Annotated in this window: 9 protein-coding genes; 8 read left to right on the top strand and 1 reads right to left on the bottom strand. The window is 43.5% G+C overall.

The window, feature by feature from the left end:
- The first annotated feature begins 269 nt into the window (after positions 1-269).
- The 5 genes from YK48G_RS00795 (at position 270) to YK48G_RS00815 (ending at position 7,010) form a co-directional block, all read left to right on the top strand.
- The gene (locus tag YK48G_RS00795; protein WP_203628804.1) at positions 270-977 is read left to right on the top strand and encodes a tRNA (adenine(22)-N(1))-methyltransferase; all 708 of its coding nucleotides are present in this window, start codon (positions 270-272) and stop codon (positions 975-977) included.
- Positions 964-2,079 carry a Nif3-like dinuclear metal center hexameric protein gene (locus YK48G_RS00800; RefSeq protein ID WP_203628805.1) on the top strand — a complete coding sequence of 372 codons (1,116 nt, stop codon included), beginning with the start codon at positions 964-966 and terminating at the stop codon, positions 2,077-2,079. Before YK48G_RS00795 ends, YK48G_RS00800 begins: the two co-directional genes overlap by 14 nt.
- Positions 2,080-2,102: 23 nt before the next feature.
- Positions 2,103-3,341 carry a peptidase T gene (pepT, locus tag YK48G_RS00805; RefSeq protein WP_203629098.1) on the top strand — a complete coding sequence of 413 codons (1,239 nt, stop codon included), beginning with the start codon at positions 2,103-2,105 and terminating at the stop codon, positions 3,339-3,341.
- A 147-nt stretch (positions 3,342-3,488) separates the two neighbouring features.
- Positions 3,489-6,101 carry an ATP-dependent chaperone ClpB gene (gene clpB, locus YK48G_RS00810; protein ID WP_203628806.1) on the top strand — a complete coding sequence of 871 codons (2,613 nt, stop codon included), beginning with the start codon at positions 3,489-3,491 and terminating at the stop codon, positions 6,099-6,101.
- A 3-nt stretch (positions 6,102-6,104) separates the two neighbouring features.
- Entirely contained in the window at positions 6,105-7,010 is a 906-nt protein-coding gene (locus tag YK48G_RS00815; RefSeq protein WP_232365236.1) for an alpha/beta fold hydrolase, read from the top strand.
- A gap of 58 nt (positions 7,011-7,068) precedes the next feature.
- On the opposite strand, the gene YK48G_RS00820 is transcribed toward YK48G_RS00815, so the two are convergent.
- Positions 7,069-7,251: a DUF2929 family protein gene (locus tag YK48G_RS00820; protein ID WP_203628807.1), complete on the bottom strand. Its 183-nt coding sequence runs from the start codon at positions 7,249-7,251 to the stop codon at positions 7,069-7,071.
- A gap of 140 nt (positions 7,252-7,391) precedes the next feature.
- Between YK48G_RS00820 and dnaE the strand changes: the two genes are divergently transcribed.
- From dnaE to YK48G_RS00835, 3 genes are all read left to right on the top strand, one after another.
- Entirely contained in the window at positions 7,392-10,739 is a 3,348-nt protein-coding gene (dnaE, locus tag YK48G_RS00825) for a DNA polymerase III subunit alpha (RefSeq protein ID WP_203628808.1), read from the top strand.
- 235 nt (positions 10,740-10,974) lie between these two features.
- Complete coding sequence (gene pyk, locus YK48G_RS00830) at positions 10,975-12,732, top strand: pyruvate kinase (protein ID WP_203628809.1); 1,758 nt, start codon at positions 10,975-10,977, stop codon at positions 12,730-12,732.
- A gap of 170 nt (positions 12,733-12,902) precedes the next feature.
- A complete protein-coding gene (locus YK48G_RS00835) occupies positions 12,903-13,763 on the top strand; it encodes a CvfB family protein (RefSeq protein ID WP_203628810.1) in 861 nt (286 codons plus the stop codon).
- Positions 13,764-13,767: the final 4 nt, after the last annotated feature.

Here is a 13,767-nt window from a genome sequence, read left to right on the forward strand (position 1 = left end):
ACTTCCGCATAAAACATCTTGGCCAAAAATCCAAGCCGGGGATTTCTGTCTGAGGAGCCTTACGCTCCGACGGCCGTGAAACGCCTAGCCTACTTGGCGCTTTCTAACCGCTTTGCTCCGCTCACTTTCTTAGGACAGCTGCGCCAGGCAGAAAGCTACACGTAAGCACCTCTAACAAAAATTCCAAACCCGGGAATTTTCGTTAGAGGAGCCTTACGCTCCGCTTTCTAAGCGCCTGGCTCCGCTCACTTTAACATAAGGAGTCATGAATGAATAGTCTGCATTTATCAAATCGTTTACAAACTGTCAGTGACCACGTTGAACCCGGTAGTCGGCTGGCAGACATTGGATCCGATCATGGTTATTTACCCATTTATCTAGCCAAAAAGCAAATCATTTCCTATGGTGTCGTTGGTGAAGTAGCCAAAGGGCCGCTTTCAAACGCCACGTCTGAGATTAAAAAAGAAGGGCTGCTAACGGTTTTGCATCCCCGCTTAGCTGACGGTTTGGCTGCGATTAAACCCGATGACCATATCAATACAATTACCATTGCTGGCATGGGCGGGATTTTGATCACCCATATTTTAGAAGCCGGCCAGTCAAAGTTAACGGGAAATGAAAAGCTTATTTTACAGCCAAATGTTGGCGAGAAAGTGGTTCGGAAATGGCTGATGACCCATTCATATCGGATTTCTGCCGAGCAAATTTTGGCTGAAGATGGTCATATTTATGAAGTGATTACCGCAGCCAAGACTGCCCAAAAAGTCAGGTATAGTCAACGGGAAATCACCTTTGGGCCATTGTTGATTAAGGAGAAATCACCTGTTTTTATTGCCAAATGGCAAGAAGAACAGCAAGCTTTAGAACGGGTCGTTAAAAATATGCAAAAAGCAACTCACGAAGATGTCGCAAAAATTAAGTCAATTCAAGCAAAAATCCAGACCATTGAGGAAGTGATGACCAATGAAAGCAAGTGAGTTGGTAACACGGTTTGAGCAGTTTGCCCCTAAAAAATTGGCAATGAAAAATGATCCAATTGGGTTACAAATTGGCTCACTTGATCACGATATTCATAAAGTGATGACCACATTAGATGTAAGGCCGGAAGTCGTTGATGAAGCAATTGCCAATCACGTGGACTTTATTTTTGCTCATCATCCGGTGATGTTTCATCCCGCACGGAATCTGGATCTAAGTGTCCCTCAAAACGCGATGTATGCCAACATCATTGCACATGGGATTACGGTTTACGCTGCTCATACGAATTTGGATTCAGCGGATGGTGGTATGAACGATTGGTTAGCTGAACAAATTGGCCTTCAAAACGTTGACGGGTTCGTCCCAGAATATACTGGTTCGGTTTTTCGGTTAACTGTTCAGGTGCCTAAAGTGTACGCAACCGCTGTTAGGATGTCGCTAGTGGATGCTGGCGCGGAGGTGTCCGGTGATCAGTTTGAGGGGTATACTTACGAAATTGACGGTACCGTTTATTACGTTCCTAAAGCCGGAGCTGACCCCACAATTGGGGTTGCGGGTGAGCCGCGGGAAGTTGAAGATTCCCGGCTTGAATTTGAAGTGCCGGAAGAAGCGCTTAGTCAAGTCCTCAAAACCCTGGCGGATGTTCATCCACTTAGCAAGCCGCTTTATAATTTAATTCGACTTGAAGATAAACGGCACCATTACACAATGGGGCGAATTGGTGAATTGGCTAACTCGGTATCATTAAGAGATTTCGTTGCTGCCTGCAAAACGGATTTCCACGTTCCTGCACTACGAGTGATTGCCCGTGATTTAGATCGGCCCGTCAAGCGAGTGGCGATCCTCGGCGGTGACGGCGGTAAATTCTTTAACCTGGCGCAGCAAAAGGGCGCCGATGTTTATGTGACTGGCGATGTGTACTACCATACAGGCCATGATATGTTGGCGGCCGATTTGCCGGTTATTGATCCTGGCCACCATATCGAAAGTATTTGTATTAAAAAGCTAGCTGCCTTGTTTTTGAAATGGGCAACTGAAAACAATTGGCACTTACAAGTAATTGAATCAAAAATTAATACCGATCCGTTTACATTTATGTAATTAACTAATAGGAGTGAAGCATGATGTCAAAGTATCCCGAATTAATAACGAATTTTTTAAGCTTTGTAAAGGTTAATACCCGCTCGGATCCAAATTCAACCACGATTCCGTCTGCAGAACGGGAAACCCATTTTTTGAACATGCTAAAAGAAAAGCTCGAAAAAATGGGGTTAGCCGACGTGCATACCAATGAGCAAAGTGCCTATGTCTTTGCGACCCTACCGGCTAATACAGAGCAAGCAGTTCCAACGGTCGGTTTGATCTCCCATATTGATACGGCAGATTTTAATGCTGAAAACGTCACCCCCAAAATTGTTAAGAATTATGACGGTCAATCGGTCATTCCCTTAGATAAAGCTGGGAAGTATACGTTGGACCCAGCTGTTTTTAAAAGCCTCAAGAAGTACAAAGGCGACACGTTGATTACAACGGATGGGGCGACTTTATTGGGAGCCGACGATAAATCTGGAGTTGCTGAAATTATTGCCGCAATTGCTTATTTACAGGCTAACCCAACAATCAAACACGGGACAATCAAGATTGGTTTTGGCCCTGATGAAGAAATCGGTACTGGCGCCGATCATTTTGATGTGAACGACTTTGGCGCCGACGTGGCTTATACCGTTGATGGTGGGCCGTTGGGCGACTTGAACTACGAAACGTTTAACGCGGCCGAGGCTAAAGTGACAATTCAAGGAACTGACGTTCATCCGGCAGAAGCTAAGGGCGTAATGGTTAATGCCATTCAATTGGGTATTGACTTTCATGAAGCATTGCCTGAATTTGACCGGCCAGAGCGAACGGCAGGCCGGCAAGGATTCTTTCATATCTATGATTTTCAAGGCAGCGTCGACCACACCAGCTTAACTTACATTATCCGCGATCATGACCGCGAGCGATTCGAAGCACGTAAACGGTTATTTAAAGGGATTGCGGATCAGATGAACGCTGAATTGGGCACTGAGCGGATTAAAGTGACCCTAAAAGACCAGTATTATAACATGGGCGAAATCATTCAAAAGGACCCTGCCGTCGTCGAGGTTGCTGAACAGGCGATGAAGAACGTTGGGGTTCAGCCACACATTTTTCCGGTCCGTGGCGGGACTGACGGCTCTAAAATTTCTTTTATGGGCCTGCCAACGCCTAACCTATTTGCTGGCGGTGAAAACATGCATGGTCGTTTTGAGTATGTCTCCGAACAAACGATGGAAAAGGCCGTGGATGTGATCATTGAAATCGTCAAATTATTTGCTGAAAAATAATTGGTCAAAAAAGGTCAAATTAGTGTGTTTGACTCGAAAAATTTGATAACATAGCAATAGATGGTTTGAAATGAAAGCGAACATTTTTATTTCAAACCTTTTTAATAGGTTAAATAAGACAATCAAAACAGATAAGGTGATAATTGAATGAATCCAGATAATTTAACTGAAGCAGTCACTCAAGCAATTTCGCAGGCGCAACAAATTGCCACGACTAGAAAACAACAAAACATTACCGTTGCGCATTTGTTTAAATTTCTAGTTCAACCAGGCGAACTTGCTCGCGAGATTTATTCTCAACTCGGGTTAAACCTCGAGGATTTAAATACCGAACTAGACAATGAAATTGACCAGATTGCGACGGTTGAAGGCAACAACGTTAATTATGGTCAATCACTTTCTTCCAACCTGTATGAATTGCTACAAAATGCTGAACAGGTTAAAAATGAATTTGGCGATTCGTTTATCGCTGTCGATACATTGACAATTGCCGTTATGCAGCTGCATGGTGATAAGTTTGCCGATTATCTAGTTGCTAAGGGAATCACTGAGCAAAAGGTTCGCAACGTGGTTGAAAAAATCCGGGGTGGCCAAAAAGTCACAACTAAGAATCAAGAGGATCAGTATCAGTCCCTAGAAAAATATGGGACGGACCTGGTTCAAGCAGCTCGTGATAATAAATTGGGCCCAATTATTGGCCGCGATGAAGAAATTCTAGATGTTATTCGTATCCTTTCTCGCAAGACGAAAAATAATCCAGTGTTAATTGGTGCCCCTGGGGTTGGGAAAACGGCCGTAGTTGAAGGATTAGCCTTACGGATTGCCTCTGGCGACGTTCCTGAAAATTTAAAGGACAAGACGATTTTTCAATTAGACATGGGATCATTAATTGCCGGGGCAAAATACCGGGGTGAATTTGAAGAACGCCTGCAAGCCGTCTTAAAAGAGGTAAAAAAAGCCGAGGGCCAGATCATCATGTTCATCGATGAAATTCATAACATTGTCGGTGCTGGCAAGGCAGAAGGCAGCATGGATGCTGGTAATATTTTAAAACCGATGCTGGCACGCGGTGAACTCCACTTAATTGGGGCCACGACGATTGATGAATATCGCAAGTACATGGAAAAAGATAAGGCCCTAGAACGTCGCTTCCAGCGAGTCATGGTGCATGAGCCTTCCGTAGAAGACACGATTACCATCCTCCGGGGGTTATCTGAAGGCTTAGAGATTCACCACGGCGTTCGGATCCATGATAGCGCCCTGGTAGCCGCAGCTAAGCTATCCGATCGATATATCACAGATCGTAATTTGCCTGATAAGGCGATTGACTTGGTTGATGAGGCTTCGGCCGAGATTCGGGTTGAAATGAATTCGAGCCCAACTGAACTGGATCAAACCAGAAGGCAATTAATGCGTCAAGAAGTTGAAGAAGCCGCCCTCAAACAAGAGTCCGATGATGCTTCAAAGAAACGGCTGCAGCAACTGCAAGGCGAACTGGCTAACACTAAAGAAAAAGTCAATGCACTCAATGCACGTTGGAAACAGGAAAAAGACGCAATTAAGAAGATTGGTGATAAAAAGAAACAGTTGGATCAGGCTAAAAATGACTTGAAGCAGGCTGAAAACACCTACGATCTCAACAAAGCTGCCGTCCTGCAGCACGGGACGATTCCTCAATTAACAAGCGAATTAAAACAGCTGGAGCAAACCGACCAGCATGCCGATTGGTTAGTTTCAGAGTCTGTCACTGCTAACGAAATTGCGGCCGTTGTTAGTCGAGAGACTGGCATTCCGGTTACTAAGTTGGTTGAAGGCGAACGTCAAAAATTATTGCACTTGGCTGATAATCTCCACAAGCGTGTGATTGGCCAAGATGCGGCGGTTACCGCGGTTTCTGATGCGGTTATCAGATCGCGGGCTGGGTTACAAGACCCTAGCCGACCGCTTGGTTCATTCCTATTTCTTGGTCCGACCGGGGTTGGTAAAACAGAATTAGCCAAGGCATTGGCCGAAGACTTGTTTGATTCCGAAAATCATATGGTTCGAATTGATATGTCCGAATATATGGAAAAAGAGTCGGTTTCTCGATTAGTCGGCGCGGCTCCTGGGTACGTTGGCTATGAAGAAGGCGGTCAATTGACCGAAGCGGTTCGCCGCAATCCTTACACAATTGTGTTATTTGACGAAATTGAAAAAGCTCACCCAGACGTTTTCAATATTTTGCTTCAAGTCTTGGATGACGGCCGACTAACCGACAGTCAAGGCCGAACAATTGATTTTAAGAATACAATTTTGATTATGACCTCTAACTTAGGATCGGATATTTTACTCGAAGGAACCAATGAGGCGGGCGTTATTTCTAATGAAGCCAAGCAACAGGTTGAGCGACTATTAAAGACATCGTTCAAACCAGAATTCTTAAATCGAATTGATGACGTGATTATGTTCACGCCATTATCGCGGGCAGACATTGAAAAAATTGTTCAAAAATTAGTGGATCAATTGTCTGAGCGAACTCACGCTCAAGAAATTAAGTTGTCAATTTCTGATGAGGCTAAGCGTTGGATTGCCAAGAATGGCTACGAACCACAGTATGGGGCGCGACCATTGCAGCGTTATGTTACTAACGTGGTTGAAACGCCGCTGGCCAAGATGATCGTTGGCAATCAAATACAACCTCACAGTATCGTTCATATTAATCTCGACGGTGATCACTTAACCTTTGTTCCTGAAAAATTAACTGAAAGCCAAGTGGTCTAATTGATGATTGAAACTGTTCAACAACCGGTCATGAGCCAATTACCGACTCAAAATCATACCAAACTGTCGGTTGTATTATTAACCGCTAAACAACCACGGGGGATTGTTCAAATTATTCACGGCGCCCTTGAGCATAAGGAGCGTTATTTTGATTTTGCCCGCTTTTTAGCGGCTCATGGGTACCATGTCATCATTTCCGATAATCGTGGTCATGGCGCCTCAATCTCTAAAGATGATCCATTTGGGGTGATGAAGGATCTCTCGCAATTAATTAATGACCAGGTACAAATTACGCACTTAGCTCAAAGAAAATGGCCAAATCAGCCGGTTCACTTATTTGGTCATTCTTTTGGTTCAATTTTGGCCCGGCTTTATTTACAGCGGCACGATCAAAATTTGACGAGCCTATGCTTAACCGGAACGGCTAATTATATCCCAATCGTGTCAGTAGGCTTGCGATTAGCCAAGTGGTTCTTAAGACACCATTCGCCATTGGCGCGTAGTCGCATCCTTTCTAACCTGTCTGGATTGAATCCCAACCACCATCAATGGTTGAGCAATAATCAAGAAAATATTGCCAAGGTAATCGCTGATCCCCTGATGATTCATGAATATCCCGTGATCAGCTTACAAACGCTTTGGACAGGTGATGATGAATTGAAACGATTTGATCACTATCACTGTCAACATCCCGATTTACCTATATTGAGTATCGTGGGTGACCATGATAAATTTAGTGGTGGCAGGCGGGGGTTGGCTGATACAATGGCCACGTTAAAAAGAATTGGCTACCACGATGTAACAAGTATTGTGATGCCTAAGATGAAGCATGAGGTCTTAAATGAAGTTCACCACCAAGAAGTTTATCACTTGATTTTAAGCTTTTTGGCGGCCGCCCATCGTGCTTAGAAAAAAAGAGTTGAAGACGAAAAACATCTTCAGCTCTTTTTTATCAAATTGGTTAATTTTACGAATCTTTACTAATCAAGTAAATTCCGTTAACGGCAACAAAGGCCACTACTGCAGCAGCAATTCCAACTTGCCACATGTTATAAGGCATTACTTCAAGCTTGGAACCTATGTATCCGACAATTTCGCCAAAAATAAAGGCCCAAAAGATTGCCACTAGATTTGAACTAATGAGTTTCATGACAACAGCCACCTCTCTACATTTACAATCAAAAGTATTCTAGCACAAATTACCTTAAAAATCACGGGAACATTTTACAACCATTAGCAACTTTCAGACTGAATTTTGGTATAATTTCACATAGAAAGCGGGGTAATAAAGTGAGTTACGTGCCATTACAAATCATCAGTTCCTACAGTTTATTACAAAGCCCCATCCGAATTTCCGACTTAATTGCCAAAGCCAAGCAGCGTGGGTATCAAGCATTAGCCCTTACCGACGTTAACGTCATGTATGGGGCCGTGGCTTTTTACGATGCCTGTTTGCAGGCCAATTTGAAGCCAATTATTGGACTGACGTTAAAAGTGCCAGGAATTGTTCTGGCAGACAGGCAATACCCGCTCGTACTAATTGCTAAGGATCAGGTTGGTTACGCAAATTTAATGCAGATTTCAACGCTCAAAATGACTAAGGATGACCTTGAATTGGCTGATCTCAAGGGATTTTTAAATCACTTATTTATCATTTTGCCGCCACTAGCCGAGGTTAATGATTTACTTTTACAAGGCCGTCAAACAGACATTGCCCAGCTGATGACGGCAATTAGACAATTAAAAGTTGATGAGGATGCATTAAACCTTGGCGTCGATTACCATTCAACTGATAACGTCATCGATATGCTAAGTAAGCTGGCAGCGGATAATCAAGTGGACCTTGTTGCCGATAGCCCAGTTGATTATTTGGACGCGACCGATTATTTTCCAATGCAGGTGTTAAAAGCGATTGCGGCTGGGACAAAGATCGAAAACGTTGCCCAGCTTGCCAAACAAGTGGGCCCATATTGGTTGCGGCCAGCAGCTGAAATGGCTGGTGAGTATCGGAATAGTCATTTACAAGCTGCTTTGGATCAAACCAATGTCATTGCTGAGAAATGCCATGTTGAAATTAAAAAACAGCAACCAAAATTGCCGGCGTTTGCAACACCTGATGGCAGCGACTCTGGAACGTTTTTACGCCACTTGTGTGAACAGGGATTAAAGTCTCGGCTCAAACAAAACGGAATTGATGACGCGAAGGCTTATGAAGCACGCTTGGATCGAGAATTGTCGGTTATTCATTCAATGGGCTTTGATAATTATTTCCTGATTGTCTGGGATGTGATTAATTTTGCCCATCAAACCAATATCGTCACCGGCCCCGGTCGTGGATCAGCGGCCGGTTCATTGGTCGCTTATGTGCTATTCATCACCGATGTTGACCCCATTAAATATGATTTACTGTTTGAACGTTTCTTAAATCCAGAACGAGTTCAAATGCCCGACATTGATTTGGATATTCCCGATAACAAACGTGATGAAGTGATTCAATATGTGCATCAAAAATACGGTCATGAGCGGGTAGCCCAAATTATTACGTTTGGGACGTTGGCAGCCAAACAGTCTATTCGAGATGTTGGCCGGGTATTTGGTTTAACAACCGCCCAACAAGATCAGTGGAGCAAGGCAATTCCCAACGCCTTTCACGTCTCGCTTAGTGATGCCTACGCCAATTCACAAAAGTTAAAGAATCTGGTTGCAGATAGTCCACTTAACCAAGCTTTATTCGAGACTGCCGCCGCCTTGGAAGGTTTGCCAAGACATTATTCAACCCATGCGGCCGGCTTAGTCTTAAGTGATAATTCATTGGTGAAGTTAGTCCCGTTACAGGATGGTAACGATGGGCTGTTAATGACGCAGTATTCTAAAGATTACGTTGAATCAGTTGGCCTTTTGAAAATGGATTTTTTGGGGTTGCGTAATTTGTCAATCCTCGCTGATGCCCTTGAAGAGATTCGGCGCGCTACTGGCCAAGTCATTGATATTTCAACCATTCCGCTGAATGACCCAAAGACCATTCACTTATTTGCGAAGGGTGAAACGACTGGGGTCTTTCAATTTGAATCAACGGGCATTCGAAACGTGCTTCGCCGACTCAAGCCGGAACGGTTTGAAGACGTGGCGCTGGTCAACGCGTTATACCGGCCTGGACCGATGCAAAACATTGACGAAGTGGTTGCTAGAAAAAACGCTCACGAAAAGTTAACTTATCCAGATGACTCACTGGAGGAGATCTTAAAGCCCACCTATGGCGTCATTGTCTACCAAGAACAAGTAATGTTGGTTGCATCGAAATTGGCTGGTTTTTCACTTGGTCAAGCCGACATTTTACGCCGGGCGATGAGCAAGAAAAAGCTTGCCGTTATGGAACAAATGAAGTCCTTGTTTTTGGCAGGGGCTAAGAAACGCGGTCATTCTGAAGCTGTTGCGAATAAAGTATTCGACTATATTGAGAAGTTTGCTAATTATGGATTCAATAAATCGCATGCCGTGGCATACAGCAAAATGGCCTATGAGCTGGCCTATTTAAAGGTTTACTATCCTGGCGAGTTTCACGTTGCCCTTTTAAATTCGGTTCAAAGCAATCCCGTAAAGATAAAAGAGTACCTATTAGATGCTAAAGCAATGAACGTGGCCGTTATTGGCCCGGCCATCAATCAAAGTTTAGCTGGCTTTTCGTATCAGGATAACCAGATCATCTTTGGCCTCGATGCGATTAAGGGCCTTCGCCATGATATGGTCGCTGATTTGCTTGCTGATCGGAAACAAAATGGCCCGTACCGGACATTTTCAGAATTCTTAACACGGTTGGCAAGCAAATACCGAAAAACGCCGCTAATTGAAGCGCTGATTTACGCTGGCGCGTTGGATACATTTTCTTTTAATCGCGCAGAATTAATCGCAGCGACGCCCGAATTTATTAGTTCCGTCGAATTAAGTGGTCATTCAATGAGCTTGTTTAAAGCCTTGGAGCCAAAGATGCCTCATAAAGAAGAGCTGCCGTTGATGACGCGTTTAGATAAAGAAAATGAGTACTTGGGGGCTTATTTATCTGGACATCCCACCGAGCGTTTCTCCCGGCTTGCCAAACAATTGGATGCAAAAGCGACAAATGAGCTGACGGTGGGGATGAACCATGTTTTCGTTATTTTATACGTGACTAAGGTGAAAGTGATTCGAACTAAAACTGGCAAACAAATGGCCTTTGTTGATGGGAGTGATCAAGTTGGGGAAACGTCAGTCACCGTTTTTCCGAATATTTTTTCCCGCAACCAATCGTGGCTTCATAAGGACATGGTTATTTTAGTCCAAGGAAACGTTGAAAAAACGACCGATATCCAAATTGTTGCCAATCAAATTGAGCCAGCCGATAATGCGATGAGAAAACTTGGTGCAGCCCAAAGCCAAAGCAAATGGTTCCTTCGAATTGATGCCAGTCATAATAAAAATGCAATTTTTCAAAGTCTGGCTCAACTCGCAAAAGAAGTCCATGGTAACGTGCCCGTCGTTGTGTATGAGGCAGAAACGAAGCGGACTTGGAGATTAGACCAAAAGTTTAACTTAAAGTCAGGCAGGCAAATCGAGGAGCGGCTTATCACGATTTTTGGTCCTCAAAACGTGGTTTACCAGTAACTTTAAAAAAGTTAAGCAAACAATTCAGTAAAGGCTTACATTTCGGTCAGGTTAACTTTTATCTTTGTAAAATACTTTCATAACGGCATTCAAACGGTAAAATGTGGGCGACAAGCCGGCTGAAAAGTGATAAAATACGATTGAAATCTAAAAGGATACCAATTGTTTGGTTGTGACGTTAATCACGTTACAAAAAAGTGTTTGGTGCCCAAAAACCGAAGGAGAGATTTTACTTATGAAGAAAACTAAGATCGTAAGTACATTAGGACCGGCTAGTACCGATGTCGATACAATTACTAAGCTTATAGAAGCTGGTGCTAATGTTTTCCGATTTAACTTTTCACATGGTGACCACCCTGAACATCTAGATCGTATGAACAAGGTTCACGAAGCTGAAAAGAAAACTGGTAAGACCGTTGGAATCATGCTTGATACGAAGGGTGCCGAAATTCGAACGACTGTTCAAAAGGATGGTAAGATCGAATATCACACTGGTGACAAATTCCGAATTTCAATGGATGACAGCCTTGAAGGAACCAAAGATAAGATTGCTGTTACTTACCCAGGACTTTACGATGATGTTCACGTTGGCGGCCACGTTCTTTTTGACGATGGTTTATTGGACACTGTAATTGATGAAAAAGATGATGCAAACAAGGAATTGCTTGTAACTGTTCAAAACGATGGTGTTTTGGGTTCCCGTAAAGGGGTTAACGCACCAGGCGTTTCAATCAATTTGCCAGGAATCACTGAAAAGGATTCAGACGATATTCGGTTTGGTCTGGATCACGAAATTGATTTCATTTCCGCTTCGTTTGTTCGAAAGCCTCAAGATGTTTTGGACATTCGTGAATTATTGGAAGAAAAGCACATGGAACATGTTCAAATCTTCCCAAAGATTGAATCTCAAGAAGGCATCAACAACTTCGAAGATATTATCAAAGTTTCTGATGGCTTGATGGTTGCCCGTGGTGACATGGGGGTTGAAATTCCGGCTGAAAACGTGCCGTTGGTACAAAAAACATTGATCAAGCGTTGTAACCAATTAGGCAAGCCAGTTATTACGGCTACTCAAATGCTTGACTCCATGCAAGAAAACCCACGACCAACTCGTGCCGAAGCTTCTGATGTGGCTAATGCCGTTTTTGATGGGACAGATGCAACCATGCTTTCTGGTGAAAGTGCTAATGGTGACTATCCAGTTCAATCTGTCCAAACGATGGCTCGAATTGACGTTAAGGCTGAAAACGCCTTTAGTGAATTTGGAACCCCTCGTCCTAAGTTTGATTCCAGTGACGTGACTGAATCAATTGGTGAGTCTGTTGCGCGAGTTGCCAAAGAATTAGGTGTTCACACGATCGTAGCTGCAACCCGTTCTGGTTATACGGCTCGAATGATCTCAAAATATCATCCAGACGCTGATATTTTGGCGATTACTTTTGATGAACGGACTCGTCGCGGCTTAATGATTAATTGGGGTGTTCACCCAATCTTAGTTGACGAAGTGAAGAGTACCGATGAAATCTTTGAATTAGCTTCCAAGAAAGCCTTAGAAACCGGCTTGGCTAAGGAAGGTGATTTGATTATTGTAACTGCTGGTGTCCCAGTTGGTGAAAGTGGTACAACGAACTTAATGCGAGTTCAATTGATTGGCTCAAAGTTAGTTCAAGGCCAAGGGGTTGGCGATAAGACGGTGATTGGTAAAGCCGTAATTGCCAAGAATGCTGCTGATGCCAAGAGCAAAGTAACTGAAGGCAGTATCTTGGTTACCAAGTCAACTGACAAGGAATACTTGCCAGCCATTGAAAAGGCCAGTGCCGTTGTTGTTGAAAATGGCGGTTTGACTTCACACGCTGCGGTTGTCGGTATTTCAATGGGCATCCCAGTTGTTGTGGGCGCTGCTGATGCAACCAGCAAGATCTCTGATGGTGAATTAATTACGGTTGATTCTCATCGCGGCGTCATTTACCATGGTGCTTCAAGTTCTATCTAACACTTAACGATAAAGTTATCATTATAAAGGTTGGGACAAGATTAGTTGTCCTAGCCTTTTTTGGTTGAAAGCTGCTGATGCTAATTGACCGGCATTTTACGAAGCGTTTCTAGTAAAGGGGTCATAAAACGTGTAAAATGGCATTAAGAAGTTTTAGATCGGAGATTAATATGAATAATATAATTGCTCAAGTTGTGACTGGTAAGGTCATCGATGAAAATGATGATGACTATTTTGTCCAAATTGAAGGTGAAACCTTTTTGCTTGATAAGGCAGAAATTAAGAAGCCACTGAAACTCGAAGCGGCCTTTACTGGTTTCACATATGAAAATGAACATCATAAAATGCAAATCACCCGAAATATCCCTAAAGTCCGGCGAGATCATTATGCATTTGCGACCGTTGTGAAGGAAAAGTTTGGGTTGGGGGTCTTTTTGGATATTGGACTCCCTAACAAAGATATGGTCCTGTCGATTGACGAATTGCCGACGATCAGATCTCTTTGGCCGCAAGCTGGCGATCAATTGTTGGTTTGTTTAACTGTCGATAATAAGAACCGGGTTTGGGCCCACTTGGCCGACGAAGAGATTTTTGCAGCAATTGCTCGACCGGTAGTTGGCGATATCAAGAATAAAAATCTGAAAGCCCGGGTTTATCGATTGAAGCTGGCTGGCACTCGATTATTAACCGAAGACTATCACTTGGCATTCTTGCATCCAGATGAGCGCCAAATCGAACCGCGATTAGGTGAAGAAGTGAATGCGCGGGTAATTGGGACACTGCGGGATGGGTCAATTAACCTATCAACTAAGCCGCGGGCCTACCAAGAAATTGGTGAGGACGCCAAAATGATTTTGGCAGCAATTGAGCATACTGAAGACCACCAATTGCCTTATAGTGATAAAAGTACGCCAGATGCAATTAAAGCCTACTTTGGCATCAGCAAGGGGGCCTTTAAGCGAGCATTGGGTCATTTATTAAAGGAGCAGCTGATCATCCAAGAAGATGGTCATATTGAACTAAAAAAGTAGGGAT

This window comes from Lentilactobacillus fungorum (assembly GCF_016860605.1).
Classification (GTDB): Bacteria; Bacillota; Bacilli; order Lactobacillales; family Lactobacillaceae; genus Lentilactobacillus; species Lentilactobacillus fungorum.

Coding starts and splice junctions, on each gene's coding strand:
- YK48G_RS00835 (WP_203628810.1), top strand. CDS start 12,903: ATGAATAATATAATTGCTCAAGTTGTGACTGGTAAGGTCATCGATGAA.
- YK48G_RS00800 (WP_203628805.1), top strand. CDS start 964: ATGAAAGCAAGTGAGTTGGTAACACGGTTTGAGCAGTTTGCCCCTAAA.
- pepT (WP_203629098.1), top strand. CDS start 2,103: ATGTCAAAGTATCCCGAATTAATAACGAATTTTTTAAGCTTTGTAAAG.
- YK48G_RS00815 (WP_232365236.1), top strand. CDS start 6,105: ATGATTGAAACTGTTCAACAACCGGTCATGAGCCAATTACCGACTCAA.
- pyk (WP_203628809.1), top strand. CDS start 10,975: ATGAAGAAAACTAAGATCGTAAGTACATTAGGACCGGCTAGTACCGAT.
- YK48G_RS00795 (WP_203628804.1), top strand. CDS start 270: ATGAATAGTCTGCATTTATCAAATCGTTTACAAACTGTCAGTGACCAC.
- clpB (WP_203628806.1), top strand. CDS start 3,489: ATGAATCCAGATAATTTAACTGAAGCAGTCACTCAAGCAATTTCGCAG.
- YK48G_RS00820 (WP_203628807.1), bottom strand. CDS start 7,251: ATGAAACTCATTAGTTCAAATCTAGTGGCAATCTTTTGGGCCTTTATT.